Raw genomic sequence first — 18,053 nt, forward strand, 5'->3', positions numbered from 1 at the left:
CAGTCGCTGGCGCTGATCTCCGATGCCGGCCACATGCTCACCGACGCGATGGCGATCGTGCTGGCCCTGATCGCGATGCGCATCGCGGCCCGCCCGCCGCGCGGCGGCTTCACCTACGGGCTGAAGCGCGCCGAGATCATCTCAGCCCAGGTCAACGGCATCACCCTGCTCCTGCTCGCGGCCTACTTCAGCTTCGAGGGCATCCGCCGTCTGATCGAGCCGCCCCAGGTCGAGGGCTTGTTCGTGGTGTTCACCGGACTGGCCGGCATCGTCGTCAACGTCGCCGCCACCTGGCTCCTGTCCAAGGCCAACCGCTCCAGCCTCAACGTCGAAGGCGCCTTCCAGCACATCCTCAACGACCTGTACGCCTTCATCGCCACCACCCTGGCCGGCCTGGTCGTCTGGCTCACCGACTGGACCCGCGCCGACGCCATCGCCGCCCTGATCGTCGCCGCCCTCATGCTCAAAGCCGGATGGGGCCTGGTCCGCGACGCCGGACGGGTGTTCATGGAAGCCGCCCCGGCCGACATGAACCCCACCGAGGTCGGCCGCCAGATCGCCGCCCTCGACACCATCGTCGAGGTACACGACCTCCACATCTGGGAGGTCACCTCCGGATACGCCGCCCTGTCGGCGCACGTGCTGGTCACCCCGGGGGCCGACTGCCACGCCGCACGTCTTGCAGTTGAGAGCCTGCTGCAGGACCGGCACGGCATCGAGCACACCACCTTGCAGGTCGACCATGCCTCGCCCGACAGCCACGCCTTCGACGACGACGGTGCCCTACGTCGGCTCGTACAGCACTGCGCCGACCCGCACGGCCCCACCCATCACTCCCTCCGACCTGATGAGACGGCCGGTGGCGACAGTGGCACGGCCGAGCCCGCGACGCCGGCTTCCTCCTGTCATGACCCCGAAGGTCCGGACATGAACTCACGACCGCCCCACGCAGTGTCACCTGCTCGAACATGGCGTCATTGACATTTGCCGCAATGCCGACAGACTATTCATGTGAACGGTTCTTCAGATGATGGCGTGTTGGCAATAGACGGTTGCACGGTCAAGGTGGTCGACGGTGAACGGGTGGCCGCCGTATACGAGCGGATGCCGGCCGCCGAGGACCTCACTGACACCGCGGACATCTTCGGGCTGCTGTCGGATCCGAACCGGTTGAGGCTGCTGGTGGCGCTGCTGGACGGCGAGTTGTGCGTGTGCGATCTGGCCGCGGTGACCGGCCAGAGCGAGTCGGCCGTCTCCCATGCGTTGCGGTTGTTGCGCGCGCACCGCATCGTGGCCGCCCGCCGTGCCGGCCGGATGGCCTACTACCGGCTGGAAGACCCGCACGTACGGATGCTGCTCGACCTGGCGCTCGCCCACACCGAGCACACTGACGCCATCCACCCCGAACGCGACGGGAACGCGTGATCGGCACCGGAGCGACAACCACTCCGTGCCGGATCGAACCCGCGACCTGCTGCACCAGCCGGCACCTTCGCAAGGAGACGGGGCGGGGTCGTCCGTCTGACGGCCCCGCCTTCGTCCCCGGGCGGACGGAGCGGAGCCGCTACCCCGCGTAGGTCTCGAACTCGGCGACCTTCGGCGTGCCCGCCGAGCTGGTGATCCTCAAAGTGATCTTGCTGAGCGAGGTCGGCGTGAAGGTGATGGCGCCCGCGCCGCTGCCGGACTTCAGGACCGCTCCGGTGCCGGCGTTGATGAGCTGCCAGGCTCCGATGCCGCCTTCGGAGCCGGACGCCTCACGGATGACGACCCTGGAGACCGTGGTGGCGGAGCCCCACTTGATCGAGATGTCACCGGTCGAGCCGGCCGGTGACCAGAAGGTGCTCATGTTGCCGTCCCGCACGTTGCCGTAGCTGGTCCCGTCGGCCTTGCTGGAGCCGTCGGAGCCGGCTCCAAGGCTGAGGTTGGTCCCGCCGGGCGGAGGGGTGGGTGACGGCGTGGGGCTGACGGTCGGCGTCGGTGTGGCCGTCGGTGTCTGCGGCGTGCAGCTGCCGTTCGACTCCTGCAGACCCTTGTTGGCGCCGGCCGTCTGGAGGACGAGGCTCGGCACGCAGCTCGCTCCGTCGAGGCTGTAGGAGTAGGGGATGCTGACGGTGGTGTTGGATTGCGGGTTGGGTCCGGCGGGGTTGTTCTCGCTGCCCGGGGCGGACCAGGTCACGTTGTCGAAGATGTTGCCGCCGACCTGCCAGTAGCCGGCCTCGCTGGTGTAGAAGGTGCCCAGGACGTCTTTGGAGTTCTTGAAGTAGTTGTTCTCCACTTTGGCGCGAGCGCCGGCCCGGGAGTTGATGCCTGACTCGTGGAGGCTCACGTAGGAGTTGTTGTAGATGTGGGCGATGCCACCACGCAGCAGGGGCGTGCGGGAGTCGATGTTCTCGTACAGGTTGTGGTGGAAGGTGATGTAGCCGTTCGAGCGGTCGCTCTCGCTGGATCCGATGAGCCCGCCGCGGCCGGAGTTGCGCAGGATGCTGTAGGACAGGGTCACGTACTGGGTGTCGTTCTTCATGTCGAAGAGGCCGTCGAAGCCCTCTGCCTCCCCGCCCGAGGCCTCCAGGGTGACGTGATCGACCCAGACGTTGCGGACGCTGCTCTCCATGCCGATGGCGTCACCGCCGTTGGACGTGGGCGAGCCCGACTTCTTGACGTTGCGGACGGTCACGTTGCGGATGATGATGTTGCGGGCTTCGCGGATGTGGATGCCCAGCTGGTCGAAGACGGCCCCGCTGCCGACCCCGATGATCGTGACGTTGCTGATCTGCTTGAGTTCGATCACGTCGGCGGCGGTGTTGCAGCTTCCGCCCGAGACCTTGGTGGTGTTGCCGTGGTTGATGGTCCCTGAGACCTCGATGATGATCGGGGTGCTGCTGCTGGCCCGGTTGCACAGGGCCGCATGAATCGCGGTCCCCGTGGTGGCCCTCACCGTCTGCCCGCCTGCGCCACCGGTGGTTCCGCCGTTGACGCTCGCGTAGCCGCTGGCGCCGCCGGCCGCCGCTGATGCCTGCAGCATGGGTAAGGCCACACCGGCCGCGGCCGCGATGGCCACCGCGGCCAGCACCGCCTGGAGTCGTAACGCGACTGCTCGTCTCATCCTCGTTCCACCTTCTCCTTCGAACAACGGGTGCGATCTTCTCTGCGCGGTCGCCGCCGCGGCATCGGGCTTGTTGCAGGGTCAGGTCGGCCGCTGGGGTCCGGCTCCGGCCTCCGAGCTGGGATGACCCACACCGTAGGAAAGCGCTTTCCGGGTGTCAATGCGGCGTGAAACTTTCAAATCGCCACCCGGTGGCGCCTCACGAAACTCTCGGTTGGCTGCGTCTGGCGACGGCGTGAAGAACCGGAACCGCCCTACGTCGCCCCAAGACGCGGACACCGGTGACCGCCGTCGCTCCCGCGGTCACCGTACGGGCACCAGCGTCGCCGCGCAGGTGAACGGGGCCCGATCGTGGACGAGCCGTCCGCTGGCGGGATGGCGCTGCGGCAACGCCTCCAGCTCAGCCCGAGACGTATGCGCGGCGTCGCTCCCTGCTACGCTGCCAGGCATGATCCAGAAGTTCATCCGGCTTCGTAACAGCTGAAGCGGTCCGCCAGTTGAGGCGATCCCGCAGATAGGCGCTGTGGCACAAGCGGCGCACCCACGGGTTTCGCCCGCAGGCTTCATTTCAAGGCTTGTCCTGCCGTGTTCTCGCCCGGCAGCCGCACGCCGCCTTCGGCAAATGCAGGCATGTTCACCGTGCCTTCCATCGAAACGGACTGTTCTTCATGAGATCAAACTCCAACCGCTCGTCGTCGCCTACGTTCGTGCTGGTCCACGGCTCCGGCTCCAGTTCTTTCATGTGGGCTCCCGTCCAGCGCGAGCTGGCGTTGCGCGGTCACCGCAGCTTCGCCGTCGATCTGCCGGGGCATGGCCTCGACGCGCAGTACCCGCTCGCCTACCAGGCCCCCCAGGACCTCGGCACGTGGGCGGTCGAACCGTCCACGCTGGCCGGGGTCACCCTGCAGCACAACGTCGACACGGTCGTCGACGTGGTCCGACGCGTGGCGGAGCACGGGCCCGTGGTGCTGGTGGGGGCCAGCCTCGGCGGCGTGACCATCACCGGCGTGGGCAACGCGATCCCCGAGCTGGTGAACCGGCTCGTCTACATCTCCGCCTGGTCGTGCGTGCGGCGCTCCAACCCGATCGAGTACATGCAGGAGCCCGAGTTCGCCGACAACCTGATGGGCCCGCTGGCCGCGTTCAACGTCGGCGACCCCGCTCAGCTCGGTGTCGGCCGGGCCAACTACCGCACCGCGGACGTGAAACTGCTCGACGCGCTCAAGGCCGCGACCATGGCGGACGTCAGCGACGAGCGGTTCCGTGCTTTCCTCAACATCCTGCAGCCGGACGAATCGATCGCGGTGATGACGGCCGACGCCCGCGTCCAGGCCGGCACCTGGGGCACGATCGCCCGCACCTACATCCGCCTCACCGGCGACCGGTCCCTCCCGATCGCCATGCAGGACCGGCTGATCGCCGAAGCGGACGCCCTGACGCCCGGCAACCCGTACGAGGTGCACACGCTGGACACGTCACACGTGGGGTTCCTGTTCAGGGCCGATGAGGTGGCCGCCATTCTGGACAAGGCCGCAATCTAGCAGGGCCGGGGACGGCTTGGGGATCGGGTGAAATGCCGGGGGTTCTCCTGATTCCCAGGCCCGGAGGGCGGCGGCTCGTTACCGACCAACGTGCGAATCGAGGGGCGTCGTCGTCGCGTCCCCACGGGAGCACGCTCGTAGGGCCGAAGGGCTCTGAAGGTGCCTGTGGCGGCTGAGCTGCCCGAGCAGGCTCAATCGCGCAGAAGAGCGCACAGCTCGTCTGTCGCGTCATCGAGCGAACCGGAGCCGTCGACCACCAGGTCGGCGTACTCCGGCGGCTCGTAGGCCTGGCCGAGGCCGGTCAGGTTGGGCAGCGTGCCGGCCTTCGCCTGGGCGTACAGGCCCTTCGGGTCCCGGCGCGCGCACACCTCGGCCGGGGTGTCCACCCAGACCTCCGCGAAGTCGCCCGGCTGGAACAGGCTCTTGGCCACCGCCCGGTCCGTCCGGAACGGCGAGACCAGCGCGACGATCACGATCAGCCCGGCGTCCAGCAGGATGCGGGTCAGCTCGGCGACGCGGCGCACGTTCTCCGCGCGATCCTCCGGGGTGAACCCGAGGTCCTTGTTCAGCCCGCTTCGGACGTTGTCGCCGTCGAGCACGTACGTGTGCAGTCCCATGGCGTGGAGCCGCCGCTCCAGCGCGTTGGCGATCGTCGACTTGCCGGCGCCCGGCAGGCCGGTCAGCCACAGCACCTTGGCCCGCTGCCCCTTCAGCCGCTGCCTGGCGTCGCGGTCGACGGTGTAGGCGTGTGGAACGACGTTGCGGCCCCGCCGCAGCGCGTGCCGGACCATGCCGGCCGCCACGGTCTCCTTGCTGACCCGGTCCACGAGCAGGAAGCTGCCCGTGTCCCGGCACGTCCGGTAGCCGTCCAGGCAGATCGGGGTGTCGGTGGTCAGCTCGACCGTGCCGATGTCGTTGAGGCCGAGTGTACGCGCGGCGAACTGCTTGCCGGACACCACGTCCATCCGGCCGCGCACGGTCGTGACCACGGCGGGCACGGCCCGGGACCCGGCCAGCAGCAGGTAGGAGCGGCCGTGCCGGGCCGGCTCCTCGGCGGTCCAGACCAGCGTGGCCGAGTACGCCGTGGCAGGGGAGAGCCCGTCGCCGAGGGCGGCCGGCGTGGTCAGCAGGTCACCGCGACAGACGTCGACGTCGCCGGCCAGCGTCACCGTCACCGGGGTGCCGGGGGCGGCCCGGTCGAGGTCGCCGCCGCCGGGGCCGAGCACCCGGTCGATCCTCGACTCCATGTCGCTGCCGGCGACCGCGACGGTGTCGCCCGGTCGGACCGGGCCGCCGACCACCGTGCCCGCGAAACCGCGGAAGTCGTCCGCCCGGATCACGTACTGGACGGGCAGCCGGTAGCCGTCGGCGCCGTCCGGTCGCGGCCGGTCGGGCGGCTCCCAGGCGGACAGCGCGCCGAGCAGCGTCGGCCCGTCGTACCAGGGGAGGTTCGGTGACGGGTCGACGACGTTGTCCCCATCGAGTGCGCTGGCCGGGATCACGCTCGCCGCCATGTCGAGGCCGTTCGCCGCCGACAGCACCTCGCTCGCGAGCTGCTCGAACGCCGCCCGGTCGTAGCCCACCGCGTCGAGCTTGTTGACCACCGCGATGACGGCCCGCACGCCCATCAGCGCGCAGATCGCCAGGTGCCGATGGGTCTGCTCGCGGACGCCTTTGGTGGCGTCGACGAGTAACACGGCGACGTCCGCGGTGGACGCCGCGACCGCCATGTTGCGCGTGTACTGCTCGTGTCCCGGCGCGTCGGCGATGATCACCCGGCGCCCGGACGGCAGGTCCAGGAAGAGGTGGGCGACGTCGATGGTGATGCCCTGCTCGTGCTCCGCCTCCAACCCGTCGGTCAGCAGCGAATAGTCGACCGCTCCGGGCGGAATCGTGGAACCGCCGCGCCTGGTCCGCCGCGCGTAGTCGAGCCGGTCCTCGGTGGCGCTGCCGGTGTTGGCGAGCAGCCGACCGATGAGGGTGGACTTGCCGTCGTCGACCGAGCCACAGGCGACCACTCGAAGCACCGAAATCATCAGAAGTACCCCTCCGACTTCTTGCTCTCAATGGATGTGCCGCCCTCGCCGTCGATGAGCCGGCCGGCGCGTTCGGACCTCCGGTCGAGCCGCATCTCGTCGATGACCTCGTCGAGGTTCTCGGCCTTCGACTCGACGGCCGCGGTCAGCGGGTAGCAGCCGAGGGTGCGGAAGCGTACCTGGCGCAGCAGCGGCCGCTCGCCGGGCGACAGCGGGAAGCGATCGTCGTCCACCATGATCAGCGAGCCGTTCCGCTCGACGACCGGGCGTGGTGCGCTGAAGTACAGCGGCACCACGGGGATGCCCTCCCGCCTGATGTAGCGCCAGACGTCCAGCTCCGTCCAGTTCGACAGCGGGAACACCCGCATCGACTGGCCGTCGGCCAGCTCGGTGTTCGCCCACCACCAGAACTCCGGACGCTGCGAGCGCGGCTCCCAGCGATGGCCGGGCTCGCGCAGCGAGAAGATCCTTTCCTTCGCCCGCGACCGCTCCTCGTCCCGCCGCGCGCCGCCGATCGCCGCGTCGAACCCGCTGTCGTCGAGCGCCTGGCGCAGCGCGACGGTCTTCATGATCCGCGTGTACTCGTGCGCGCCGTGGGTGAACGGCGTCACCCGCTCCGGGTTGGTGTGCACCCGCAGGTCGAGCTCCAGCCGCCTGGCCGTGTCATCCCGGAAGGCGATCATCTCGCGGAACTTCCAGCGGGTGTCGATGTGCAGCACGGGAAACGGCATCCGGCCGGGCGCGAACGCCTTGGTCGCCAGGTGCAGCAGCACCGAGGAGTCCTTGCCGATCGAATACAGCAACACCGGCCGGCGAAAGGCTCCGGCGACCTCGCGCAGCACGTGGATCGCCTCGGCTTCGAGCATGTCCAGGACGTCTTCTTCGGCCACGTATCGGCCCTCCGTCGTCGCTAACCGTTCTTCGGTGGGCCGGCCGCCGGTCGTGGTGTCGAGCGACCTCAAGGGCGGCCGGCGGATCGGTCTCCGCGGCCATGCTCTTCTATAGTAACCTATAAAAGCGTTATACAGGTTATTGGAGCCAGATCGGCGGTGCGGCGATGAATACCCTGACGGTCAAAGAGCTGTCCGAGAAGACCTGGGACAACTTCGAGGCGGTTCTCGGGACGAACGGAGGCGCCCGCGGGTGCTGGTGCATGCACTGGCGGCTGTCCATCGCGGAGTGGACGGAAGGAAAGGGCGAGGGAAACAAGCAGGCCATGAGGCGCCTCGCCCGGCGCGAGCCGGTGCCCGGCGTCGTCGTCTACGAGAACGACACGCCGGTGGCATGGTGCTCACTCGGGCCGCGTTCGTCGTTTCCGAGGCTTGAGCGTTCGCCGCTGCTCGCGAACATCGACGACGAGCCGGTCTGCGCGATCACGTGCGTCTTCGTGCGGAGAAAGCACCGCGGCTCCGGGCTGCTGCCGAAGATTCTCGAAGCCGTCTGCGAGTACGCGGCCTCCGCGGGTTACCCGACCGCCGAGGGCTATCCGATCGAACCTCGCGACGGGAAACGCGCGGGCGCGGACACGGCGATGACCGGGATGGCCAGCGCCTTCCTCGGCGCCGGATTCTCCGAGGTGGCCCGCCCGCGTGGCGATCGGCCGATCATGCGACGCAAGCTCCACGCCGCCGGATGACGCGAGAAGCGATCAGTGGTGCGTTCGGCCCTGCCGGTGGCGGCGCGCCTTCTCGCGATTGCCGCAGATGTTCATGCTGCACCAGCGGCGGCGTCCGCCCCGCGAGGAATCCAGGAACAGCCAACCGCATCTCCCGCAGGCCCTGATCCGCTCGCGCGGAAGGGTGAACAGCGCCTGGACCACCAGCAAGGACAGGGCCGCGGGAATCGCTCCCGGCGCCGTCCAGTCCACGGTGAAGCGGTCGAGCGCGGCATCGATCTGCTGAACGTGCTCGGCCCGCACGCCCGTACCGGCCCGTTCGAGCAGCGCGCCGAAAGGTTCGGCCGGCACCGCCTCGCCGTGCGCGACCGCGCTGAACACGGCCCACGCCTGTTCGCGAACGGCCTGAACCTCCGGCACGAGGCCGCTCGCGGACGCCTCCGTCAAGGACGGCACCTCCTCGAACAGCCCCGCGGACGCGCACCACGTCAAGACGTCCGAGGGTGCTTTCAGCAGCTCGCCGTCCTCGGCCGGATGTGTGCGATCGAAGACGGTGTTCGTGAGGTCCAGGACCGGGTGGCCGCCGATGAAGTGGGCGTCCTGCCAGGGTGACCGGGCCTTGGGAGCAAAAGTAACCATTATAAGGAGTATATATGGTTCTCGCCCGCAGGCCAGGGCACACCGGGAGCCCGATCTACGTGACCTCTCCCTTGAAGCGTCTCCGGAGAAGGACGGTCGTGATGACCGCCGCGACCGCGAACCCGACCGAGCACCAGAGAGACCAGCGCCAGCCCGCGAGGACGGCATCGGATCCACCGGTGACCCTGGCGAAGTGGGCCGCCACCGACGTCACGACTCCGACGCCCACGGCCAGCCCCAACTGCTGGGAGACGTTGATCAGAGCGCCGGCCGTGGCCCGCCGTCCCTCGTCGGCGCCGTTCGTGCCGGCGATGCTGGTCGTGATCAGCGCGAGGATGTGGCCGAAGGCGTTCACGGAGGTGCCGATCAGGACGAGAGCGAGTCCGTAACCTTCCGGCAGGCCCACCATGATCAGGATGCCGAACGTCTCGATGACGATTCCGCAAAGGAGAACGCGGTAAAGCCCGAAGCGCTCGACAAGTCTGCCCGCGTAGATTCCGGTGACGATCGCGATCGCGCCCGAGACCGCGAACGTCAAGCCGGTCATGAGCGCGCCCAGACCGAGATGCGTCTGAAGGTAGAGGGTGAGAATGAACAGCATTCCGCCGTAGGAGCAGATCAGCAGGACGTTGACCAGGTTGGCCGCGCCGATGGCGGACGTGCGGAAGATGGAGATCGGCACGAGGGCGTTGTCCTTCCGCGACTCCACCCAGACGAACAGGGCCACGGCAGGCACCGCGATCCCGGCGGAGAGCAGGATCGGAGCCGACAGCCAGCCGTACTTCTCCCCGTCGGTGAGGGCGAACACCAGCGCGACCATGCCCGTGGTCGCCAAGGCGACCCCGATGAGATCGAGATGGCGGGACGCGTGCGTATCCCGGCTCTCATCGAGATAGGCCCTCGCGAGCAGCCCGGCGACCAGGACGACGGGTACGTTGATCAGGAAGACGGACCGCCAACCGGCGTACTCGGTGAGAACACCCCCGAGCACCATGCCGGAGACGAACCCCGCCGACAGCGCCGACCCGTAGATGCCGAGAGCGCGTTCGCGTTGCGCTCCTTCCGGGACGGCCGCCTGGAGCAGCCCCAGACCCGCCGGGGCGATGAACGCGGCGGCGACCCCCTGCAGGGCGCGGCCCGCGATGAGAGCCGCCGGCGACCAGGCGAGGCCCGCAAGGAGCGAAGCGAGAACGAAGCCGGCCATGCTCCAGATGAACACCCGCTTTCTCCCGAACAGATCGGCGATCCTTCCCCCGAGGAGGAGGAAGGCGCAGAAGGCGAGGGGATAGGCGGAAAGAACCCAGGCGATGCCGCCTCCGGTGAAGTGCATGCCCTCGCGAATGCTCGGGGCGGCGACGTTGATGATCGAATAGTCGAGGGCGACCAGGAACTGGGTGCCGCAGATGACGGTGAGCTGCCAGAACTGCCGGGACTGGAATCCGCTCTCCACCCTTCCGGTCGCGTGCGACGATGCTTGGCTCATTTCACATCCCTTTCGCGGGAGTCGGGTCGAGGAACAGCCGGTGAAGGTGCGTCACCGCGTCGAGCACGTCGTGCTCGGCGCAGGTGATGGAGATCCGCCGGGCATGGACGCTCATGTCCCGCACCGCGACGCCGTGGGCCTTGAGCGTGTCGAGAAGGAGCCCCACCTGGGGATGGCGGGTACGGAACCCGCGGCCCACCAACGACACCTTCCCCACGGGCCCGGACCAGTGGCACCCGATGAACGCGTCGCGCAGGTCGGCGAGCACCCCGTCGACCTGGTCCCGGTCGGCGGCGTTCACGACGAACCGCAGCGAACAAGGGGTGTCGGCGAAGCCGAGCAGGTCCACGAGCAGCAGCGGATCGGCCAGCGCGGCGGCGATCGCGGTCAGGGCAGTGGGGTCGACTCCGTCGAGCCGGCAGCGGAGCTGACCGGTCCGGTGGGCGACGCCGACGGCGGTGAACCGCTCGCCGTCGAGCGGGGCGGCCGAGCGCAGGCCGGTCACCCAGGTGCCGGCCGTCTCGGTCGTGCTGGATCGGACGTGAACGGGGACGCGATGGGTGCTGGCGTACTCCACGCTGGAATGCGCGAGCACCGTGGCGCCGCCGGCGGCCAGCTCGGCCATGTCCTCGTAGGAGAGGTGGTCCAGCTTGCGGGCGTCGGCGATGAGTCGCGGATCGGCGGTGAACACGCCCTCGACGTCGGTGAATATCTCGCACGCCTCGGCCCGCAGCGCCGCGGCCAGGGCCACGGCGGTGGTGTCGGAGCCGCCTCGGCTCAGCGTGGTGAGCTCGCCGCTGTCCGCGGCGATGCCCTGGAAACCGGTCACCACGGGGACATGGCCGGTCGCGACGCATTCGCGGATCCGCACCGGGTCGACGCTGACGATGCGCGCGCACCCGTGCACTCCGTCGGTGATGATGCCGCCGTCGCGGGCGCTGAACGAGCGGGCAGGCACGCCCAGTTCGTGCAGCGCCAGGGCGAGCGCGGCCGCGGAGGCCTGCTCACCGGTGCTGAGCAGGAGGTCCAGCTCCCGGGCGTGTGGCGTGGCCGTGAGGTTACGCGCCAGGTCGAGCATGGTGTCGGTGGCACCGCCCATCGCGGAGACCACGGCGACCACGGACCCGTCCGCGGCGGCTATGCGCTTGGCCGCGTGACTGATCTTGCTCACGTCACCCAGTGATGTTCCGCCGTACTTCTGTATCACCAGGTCCATCGGTCTACTCCTGCGCCACGTCGTCTTCCGCAGGCTTCCCGGCCGCCGTCATCACGTCCTCCGGCTTTCGCGGCGCAGCTGGGACGGCGTGCCGAGCCGCACCGACTCGGCCGCCGCCCGCCTGTAGTACAACTGCGCGTCGTTGTCGGACCGCATGCCGGCGGCACCGTGGATCTGCATGGTCCGCGTCGTGACGGTGCGGGCCAGATCCGAGGCCGCCGCGAGGTTGGCCGCCGCGTGCGCGGCCGCGTCGCGGTCGTGCACCAGCAGGCGCGTCGCGTCGATGTGCATCGACAGCTCGCTCAGCCGGAACGCCAGTCCCTGGAACTTGCCGATGGGCTGGCCGAACTGGCGGCGCGTCTTGGCGTGGTCGACGGCGTGATCGAGCGCCGCCTGGGCCAGGCCCACCAGGTACGCCGCCTGGCGCACCCGCGCGCCGGCCAGCGCCGCCTCCCACTCGGTGGCGGAGCCGGCCCGCGCGGCCACGGGCGTGCCCGCGAACTCGACCTCGTACGCCTCGCCGCGGCTCGTCTCCTCGTACCGCCGCATCGTGATGGACGGATGGCCAGCACGTACGAGCGCCAGGCGCAGCCCGGCGACGTCGTCGACGCCGCCCACGACGAAGTGGTCCACTTCCGCCGCGAACCCGACGAAGGCCCGCCGCGCGGAGATCACCCCGTCCTGATCGGACCACGGCTCGGCCGCGACCGCCAGCGCCACCGGCGCCTGGCCGAGGTCGTGGTCCCGCAGCAGCTCCCGAGCGGTGAGGGTGTCGAGCAGCGGCCCCTGATACAGCACCGAGCCGAGCAGTTCGGCCAGCCGTACGGTGTCGGAGGCGCGGAGCGCGCCGAGCCCGACCAGCCCCTCCCACACCATCGCGCGGATCTCGCGACTGTCGTCGCCGCCGCCCTCGGCGCGTGGCCGATCGGCCATCCGTCGCACCAGCGGCGCCAGATCCTCGTCGAAGAAGTCGGCGATCGCCGTGGTCTCCACTGCGGTCATGACGGCAACCCCAATTTCGATGTGGCGACAAAGAACAGCATGATCTCCGAAGAACCCTGGGCGAGCGTGAGCCCGGGAGCCTCCCGGAGCGCGGCGTCGAAGACGCCTTCGGCGATCGCGTCGGGATCGCGTGCGTCCAGCAGCGCCCGCGGCCCGAGCAGCTCGACCGCCGCCACCGACACTTCCTTGGCCGTCTCCGACGTGTACCACTTGGCGGTCGCCGAGTGCACCTCGTCGGGCCGCCTGTCGTGCAGGTTGGCCACGCACCGCCAGGCCAGCAGCCGCGCCGCGCGTACCCGCGTCTCCAATTGCACCAGCCGCTGCTCGCACCCGGGCGGCGCGTGCTCGCGCAGCGCGGCCAGCGTGCGTTCCGCCTTGGCGGAGTGGTCCAGCCCGGTGCGCTCCAGCGGAAGCACCTTGCCCAGCACCTGCCACCCGTCGTCGACCTCGCCGAGCACGTCCTCGCGCCCGACCCGGATCCCGTCGAGCGTCACCAGGTCGAACCGCTCCTCGGACAGGTTCCACACCGGCTCGATGACCACGCCTATGCTCTGCAGCGGGACCAGGAACAGCGTGATCCCGAAGAAGTTCACCGGGCCGGTCGAGGTGCGGGCCGCGCACAGCGCGAAATCGCTGTGCTGCGCCTTCATGTTGTAGATCTTCCGGCCGTACAGGCGCCAGCCGTCGCCGTCCGGCTCGGCGCGCGTGGCCAGCGACGCCAGGTCGGATCCGACGTCCGGCTCGCTGAACAGCACGTTGGCCGTGATCTCGCCGCGCGCGAGGCCCGGCAGGAGCCGTTCCTTCTGCTCCTGCGTGCCGAACAGGTGGATGGCCATCCCGACGATGTCGATGCCCAGGGAGTGCACGTTGTCGGGCACGCCGTGGCGGATCATCTCCTCGGTGAGGATCGCCTTCTCGACGATCGTGGCGTCAGCTCCGCCGTAACGCTCGGGCCAGTTGACCGCGAGCCAGCCGAGCTTGCCCAGCCGCTGGTGCACGTCGAGCAGCCCGCTCTCCTGTCCGTACGGCATCCGCCGGGACCGTGCGATCTCGGCGCGCACCGCGTCCTCGCACAGCAGCCTGCAGACCTCTTCCCGGAAGCCGTCCTGCTCCGGCGTGAAGGCCGGCATCATCGGACACTCACCTCGCTCAGTCTGTCGCGCATCGCTTCCGCCAGCGCTTCGATGTGTGGGGATTGCAGCATGGTGTAGTGGTCGCCCCGCACCACCTGGATCTCATCGGCGTAGGCACGCCATCGGTCGAGCCTTCCTGGCTCCGAGTCCTCGGCGGACAGCAGCACCACCCGGCTGTCCACCCGCGACGGACAGAACGCCAGGAGCGCGCGCACGTTCGCGGCGAACACCGGGAACCGCTCGGCCAGCTCGGCCTCGCCCGGCTCGGCGCCCATCGCCGCGACGTCGGCGGCGAACCACGCGCTCAGCTCGTCGTCGCCGGGACGGGGTGGCGCGTCGTCCGGGATGGCGGTGTCGAGCACGAACGTCACCGCGACGTCGCCGTCCTGGCGCGCCATTTCGAGCGCCACCGCCCCGCCGACCGACCAGCCGCCCACGTGCAGCGGCCCGTCCGGTTGGACCTCGCGGACCGCGGCCAGATAGGTGGCCGCGAGGCCGGGCAGCCGCCGTTCCCCGATCGTGGCGCCGTGCAGGCCCGGATCCTCCAGCGCGTAAACGGGCCGGTCGTCGCCCAGCAGCGCGGCCAGCGCGGCGTAGGGCGCCACCGATCCGCCCGCCGCGTGCACGAGGAACAGCGGGGGCTTCGCGCCCGCGGGGCTGAGCGGCACCAGCGGGGACATCGTCCGCCCCTCCGGCGGGGCGGAAGCGAGGGCTTCCTCCCGTTTGTGCCGTAACCGGAGTTGCAGCAGCGCGCGTCGTTTCTCCTCCAGCGTGGAGGGAGGCGAACCGGCCATCAGCCCGACTCCTTCAGCAGCCGATCGAGCTCGTCCTCGGGCAGGTCGGCGACCTGGGCCTCCAGCCGCGCCAGCTCGTCCTCGCCCAGCAGCGCGCGCTGCGCATCGTCGATCTGGGCGGCGAACTGGCTGAGCAGCGGATAGCTGAACAGCCGCCGCGGGTCGAGCGTCACCTGGAACGTGTCGCGCACCCGCGAGATCATCTGCGTCACCTGCAGGGAGTTGCCGCCGAGGACGAAGAAGTTGTCCTGCGCGCCGATGCGGCCGGCGTCGAGGCTCAGCAGGCCCTGCCAGATCTCGGCCAGCCGGCGCTGCGTCTCGGTGGTCAGCTCGACCTGTCCCGCCTCGCCGTCGGGGCGAGGATCGGGCAACCGCGCGTGGTCCACCTTTCCGGTCGAGGTCAGCGGGAGCTGCTCCAGCTGTACGTAGTCGGTGGGCACCATGTGCAGGGGCAGCCGCCCGGCCAGGTGTTCGCGCAGCGCGTCCGGCTCGAACTCGCCGACCACGTACGCGGCCAGCCAGGCCGATGTCGTGCCCGCGTCGCGCACCATCACGACGCACTGCTGCACGCCGCTGAAGCTCTCGATGGCGTGCTCGATCTCGCCGAGCTCCACGCGCAGCCCGCGCAGCTTCACCTGGCGGTCGACCCGGCCCAGGAACTCCAGATCGCCGTCGGCGTTCCAGCGCACCAGGTCGCCGGTGGCGTACATGCGCTCGCCCGGGGTGACCGCGAACGGGTCGGGCAGGAACTTCTCGGCGGTCTGGTCGGGCCGGCCGAGGTAGCCGATGGCCAGACCGGCGCCCGCCATGAACAGCTCCCCGGGAACGCCGACCGGCACCGGCCGCAGCCCCTTGTCCAGGACGTAGGCCCGCTGATTGGCCATCGCCCGGCCGATCGGCGGCGGCCCGTCCAGCGGCTCCGGCGGGCACAGGTAGTCCACGCACGTCACCGTGACCTCCGTCGGCCCGTATCCGTTGTGGAACTCGCGCCCCGGCTTGCGCCACCGGTTGACCAGATCGGGGCCGAACGGCTCCATGCCGATGAAGCACACCCGCAGATCGTCCAGGGCGGACGGATCGAGCAGCCCCAGCACGGCGGGCGGGATGTCCACCATCGTCACCCGCTCGCGGGCCAGCAGCCGCTGCAACGGTTCGGGGTCGAGCAGCTCGGAGCGCGGCGCGCCGACGATGGTCCCGCCGGCGGTCAGCGTCGAGAACACGTCCGACACGCTCACGTCGAAGGCGGGGTTGGAGAACTGCAGGATCCGGTCGTCCGGCGTCACCGAGAACATCCGCCGGAAGGTGGTGCAGAAGTTCACCACCGCCCGGTGGGGGACCATGACCCCCTTGGGGGTGCCGGTCGAGCCCGAGGTGTAGATGACGTACGCCGTGTCCTCCCGCGCCACGCGCACCGAAGGCGGCGAAGCCGGCCGCCCGTCGAGCGCGTCCGTGTCCAGCAGGATCCGCCCCACGTCCGCGGGCACGCGGTCGGCGAGATCCGACGTCGTCACCACCGCCGCCACCTCGGCGTCGCCGAGCTGGTAGGCCAGCCGCTCCGGCGGATACTGCGGGTCGAGCGGCAGCCACGCCCCGCCCGCCTTGAGCACGCCGAGTTCGGCGGCCGGCAGATCGAAGCCGCGATCGAGCAGTACCCCGACCACGCGCCCGGGCGTCACCTTGAACTCCTCGACGAGCGCGTGCGCCAGCCGGCTGGACCGCTCGTCCAGCTGCGCGTAGGTCAGGTCCTCGTCCGCGAAACGCATCGCGACCGCGTCGGGCGTCTCGGCCACGCGCGCCGCGAACAGCTCGTGCAGCAGGCGCTCGTCGTGCTCGCCGGGCGGGGAATTCCATTCGGTGAGTACGCGCAGATATTCGCTGCTGGGCATGATGTCCAGCGCGTCCACCCGGGCGTCCGGCCTGGACAGCGCGTCGGCCATGACCGTGGCGAAGTGTTCCACCAGCCGCTCGACCCGTTCGTGGTCGAACAGCTCGGAGGAGTACTCGATCCACACGCCCAGCCCGCCGTCCGGCAGGTCGTTGATCTGGAACGTGAGGTCGAACCGGGTCGTGCCCGGTTGCGGCGTCAGCATCTCGATCTCCACGCCGGGCAGGCGCCAGCGCGCGATCATCGGCTCGGGCAGCAGCGTGAACAGGTGCGCGACCAGCGGGTTCCGTCCGGGCAGCCGCTCCGGTTTGAGCTCCTCCACCATGCGGCCGAACGGCACGTCCTGGCGGGCCATCGCCTCCAGGATGGTGTCGTTGGTGGCGTGCGCCAGGTCGCGGAACACGGGATTGCCCTCGAGGTCGCCGCGGACGGCCACCGTGTTGGCGAAGAACCCCATCATGGGCTCGGTTTCCGAGCGCGTCCGGCCGGACAGGACCGACCCGAGCGCGATGTCGTGCTGGCCGGTGTAGCGGTTCAGCACGATCTGGTACCCGGCCATCGTCAGGGCGAGCAGGGAGACGTTCTCGGCCCGCGCCAGATCGCGGATCCCCCGTGCGAGGTCCTCGGGCAGGCGGGTCTCGTAGATACGGCCGGCCCCGGTGGGCGCCGACGGGCGCTGCCGGTCGGCGCGCAGCTCCAGCGGCTCCATCCCGTCCAGCGCGGAGCGCCAGTGTTCGACCTGCTTGGCCGGTTCCTCGCTGAGCAGCCAGAGCCGCTGCCACGCCGCGAAGTCGGCGGGCTGAAGGGCCAGCGGGGGGAACTCCGCGCCGCTCGGATCGGTGTAACGGGCCGTCAGCTCCTCGGCGAACTGGCGCGAGGACCATCCGTCGATGACGATGTGATGCCAGACGATGGACAGCACGTGATCCTCGGGGCCCAGGCGCAGCAGCGCGAACCGGTACGGCGGGCTGTTGCGCAGGTCGAACTCCTCGCGCACCTGCCCGTCGATCCAGTCCTGGACGGACGCCTCGGTCCCGTCGGTCACCGGCAGGTCCCACGTCTCGGGCGGCGGATCGACGGTCTGGAAGGGCACTCCGTGCTCGTCGCCGAACCGGGTGCGCAGGCTCTCGTGCCGCGCGACTATCCCGCGCAGCGCCTCGGAGAGAGCGGCCACGTCGAGCGGCCCGCGCACGCGCATGGCGAAGGGCACGTTGTAGACCGGTGCGCCCGCGACCATCTGGTGCAGGAACCACAGGAACCGCTGCTGCTCGGCGATGGCCATCTTGCCCGTACGCGGGACGGCGACGATCCGCTCCCGCTCGGCCTTCTCCGCCACGCGCTGGCGGACCTTCATCTCCAGCAACGCGCGCCTGATGTCGGCGACGTTGCGTTCCTTCGGGGCAGACATGATCTCGGGTTCCTCCTTCACCGTCGCACGCTCAGCGGGCGCAGATCGGTCCACACCTGCGCGATGTGGGCCAGGCAATCGCTCCTGCCGCCCTCGGCTCCGGCCTCGCGCCAGCCGGTCGGAATCTCCCGGCCGGCGGGCCAGATCGAGTACTGGTCCTCGTGGTTGATCACCACGACGAATTTCTCTTCCATTCGC

Annotated in this window: 15 protein-coding genes; 4 read left to right on the forward strand and 11 right to left on the reverse strand. The window is 69.9% G+C overall.

What is annotated here, in order from left to right; translation table 11 throughout:
- Nucleotides 1–981, forward strand: a 981-nt coding sequence (locus tag ACWDX9_RS20035; protein ID WP_449955891.1) for a cation diffusion facilitator family transporter, incomplete at its 5' end; no start/stop codon positions are given.
- 54 nt (nt 982–1,035) lie between these two features.
- A complete protein-coding gene (locus ACWDX9_RS20040) occupies nt 1,036–1,425 on the forward strand; it encodes an ArsR/SmtB family transcription factor (protein WP_449955894.1) in 390 nt (129 codons plus the stop codon).
- Nucleotides 1,426–1,564: 139 nt separating this feature from the next.
- On the opposite strand, the gene ACWDX9_RS20045 is transcribed toward ACWDX9_RS20040, so the two are convergent.
- On the reverse strand, nt 1,565–3,103 hold the full coding sequence (locus ACWDX9_RS20045; protein WP_449955896.1) for a pectate lyase family protein: 1,539 nt from the start codon (nt 3,101–3,103) through the stop codon (nt 1,565–1,567).
- A 668-nt stretch (nt 3,104–3,771) separates the two neighbouring features.
- On the opposite strand from ACWDX9_RS20045, the gene ACWDX9_RS20050 reads away from it, so the two are divergent.
- A complete protein-coding gene (locus ACWDX9_RS20050; protein ID WP_449955899.1) occupies nt 3,772–4,644 on the forward strand; it encodes an alpha/beta hydrolase in 873 nt (290 codons plus the stop codon).
- 191 nt (nt 4,645–4,835) lie between these two features.
- Here the strand turns inward: ACWDX9_RS20050 and cysC are convergent, their stop codons facing one another.
- Together cysC and cysD are read right to left on the reverse strand one after the other, a co-directional pair.
- A complete protein-coding gene (gene cysC, locus ACWDX9_RS20055) occupies nt 4,836–6,671 on the reverse strand; it encodes an adenylyl-sulfate kinase (protein ID WP_449955902.1) in 1,836 nt (611 codons plus the stop codon).
- Between the two features lie 8 nt (nt 6,672–6,679).
- Complete coding sequence (cysD, locus tag ACWDX9_RS20060) at nt 6,680–7,570, reverse strand: sulfate adenylyltransferase subunit CysD (RefSeq protein WP_449955905.1); 891 nt, start codon at nt 7,568–7,570, stop codon at nt 6,680–6,682.
- A gap of 167 nt (nt 7,571–7,737) precedes the next feature.
- On the opposite strand from cysD, the gene ACWDX9_RS20065 reads away from it, so the two are divergent.
- A complete protein-coding gene (locus tag ACWDX9_RS20065) occupies nt 7,738–8,316 on the forward strand; it encodes an N-acetyltransferase family protein (RefSeq protein WP_449955907.1) in 579 nt (192 codons plus the stop codon).
- A 12-nt stretch (nt 8,317–8,328) separates the two neighbouring features.
- Here the strand turns inward: ACWDX9_RS20065 and ACWDX9_RS20070 are convergent, their stop codons facing one another.
- Genes ACWDX9_RS20070 through ACWDX9_RS20105 form a run of 8 tightly spaced genes read right to left on the reverse strand, consistent with a single transcriptional unit; the run spans nt 8,329 to nt 18,049 of the window.
- A complete protein-coding gene (locus ACWDX9_RS20070; protein ID WP_449955909.1) occupies nt 8,329–8,934 on the reverse strand; it encodes a CGNR zinc finger domain-containing protein in 606 nt (201 codons plus the stop codon).
- 55 nt (nt 8,935–8,989) lie between these two features.
- Nucleotides 8,990–10,417 carry an MFS transporter gene (locus tag ACWDX9_RS20075; RefSeq protein ID WP_449955912.1) on the reverse strand — a complete coding sequence of 476 codons (1,428 nt, stop codon included), beginning with the start codon at nt 10,415–10,417 and terminating at the stop codon, nt 8,990–8,992.
- A gap of 1 nt (nt 10,418) precedes the next feature.
- The gene (locus tag ACWDX9_RS20080) at nt 10,419–11,633 is read right to left on the reverse strand and encodes an aspartate kinase (RefSeq protein WP_449955915.1); all 1,215 of its coding nucleotides are present in this window, start codon (nt 11,631–11,633) and stop codon (nt 10,419–10,421) included.
- 51 nt (nt 11,634–11,684) lie between these two features.
- Nucleotides 11,685–12,635, reverse strand: a complete 951-nt coding sequence (locus tag ACWDX9_RS20085; protein ID WP_449955918.1) for an acyl-CoA dehydrogenase family protein — start codon at nt 12,633–12,635, stop codon at nt 11,685–11,687.
- Nucleotides 12,632–13,768, reverse strand: a complete 1,137-nt coding sequence (locus tag ACWDX9_RS20090) for an acyl-CoA dehydrogenase family protein (protein WP_449955921.1) — start codon at nt 13,766–13,768, stop codon at nt 12,632–12,634. The genes ACWDX9_RS20085 and ACWDX9_RS20090 overlap by 4 nt, the downstream gene beginning before the upstream one ends.
- Complete coding sequence (locus ACWDX9_RS20095; RefSeq protein ID WP_449955924.1) at nt 13,765–14,562, reverse strand: thioesterase domain-containing protein; 798 nt, start codon at nt 14,560–14,562, stop codon at nt 13,765–13,767. The genes ACWDX9_RS20090 and ACWDX9_RS20095 overlap by 4 nt, the downstream gene beginning before the upstream one ends.
- A complete protein-coding gene (locus tag ACWDX9_RS20100; protein WP_449955927.1) occupies nt 14,562–17,855 on the reverse strand; it encodes a non-ribosomal peptide synthetase in 3,294 nt (1,097 codons plus the stop codon). Before ACWDX9_RS20100 ends, ACWDX9_RS20095 begins: the two co-directional genes overlap by 1 nt.
- A gap of 17 nt (nt 17,856–17,872) precedes the next feature.
- Nucleotides 17,873–18,049 (reverse strand): MbtH family protein, encoded by a 177-nt coding sequence (locus ACWDX9_RS20105; RefSeq protein ID WP_449955929.1) that lies wholly within the window; start codon nt 18,047–18,049, stop codon nt 17,873–17,875.
- Nucleotides 18,050–18,053: the final 4 nt, after the last annotated feature.

The organism is Nonomuraea sp. NPDC003201, from assembly GCF_053590415.1.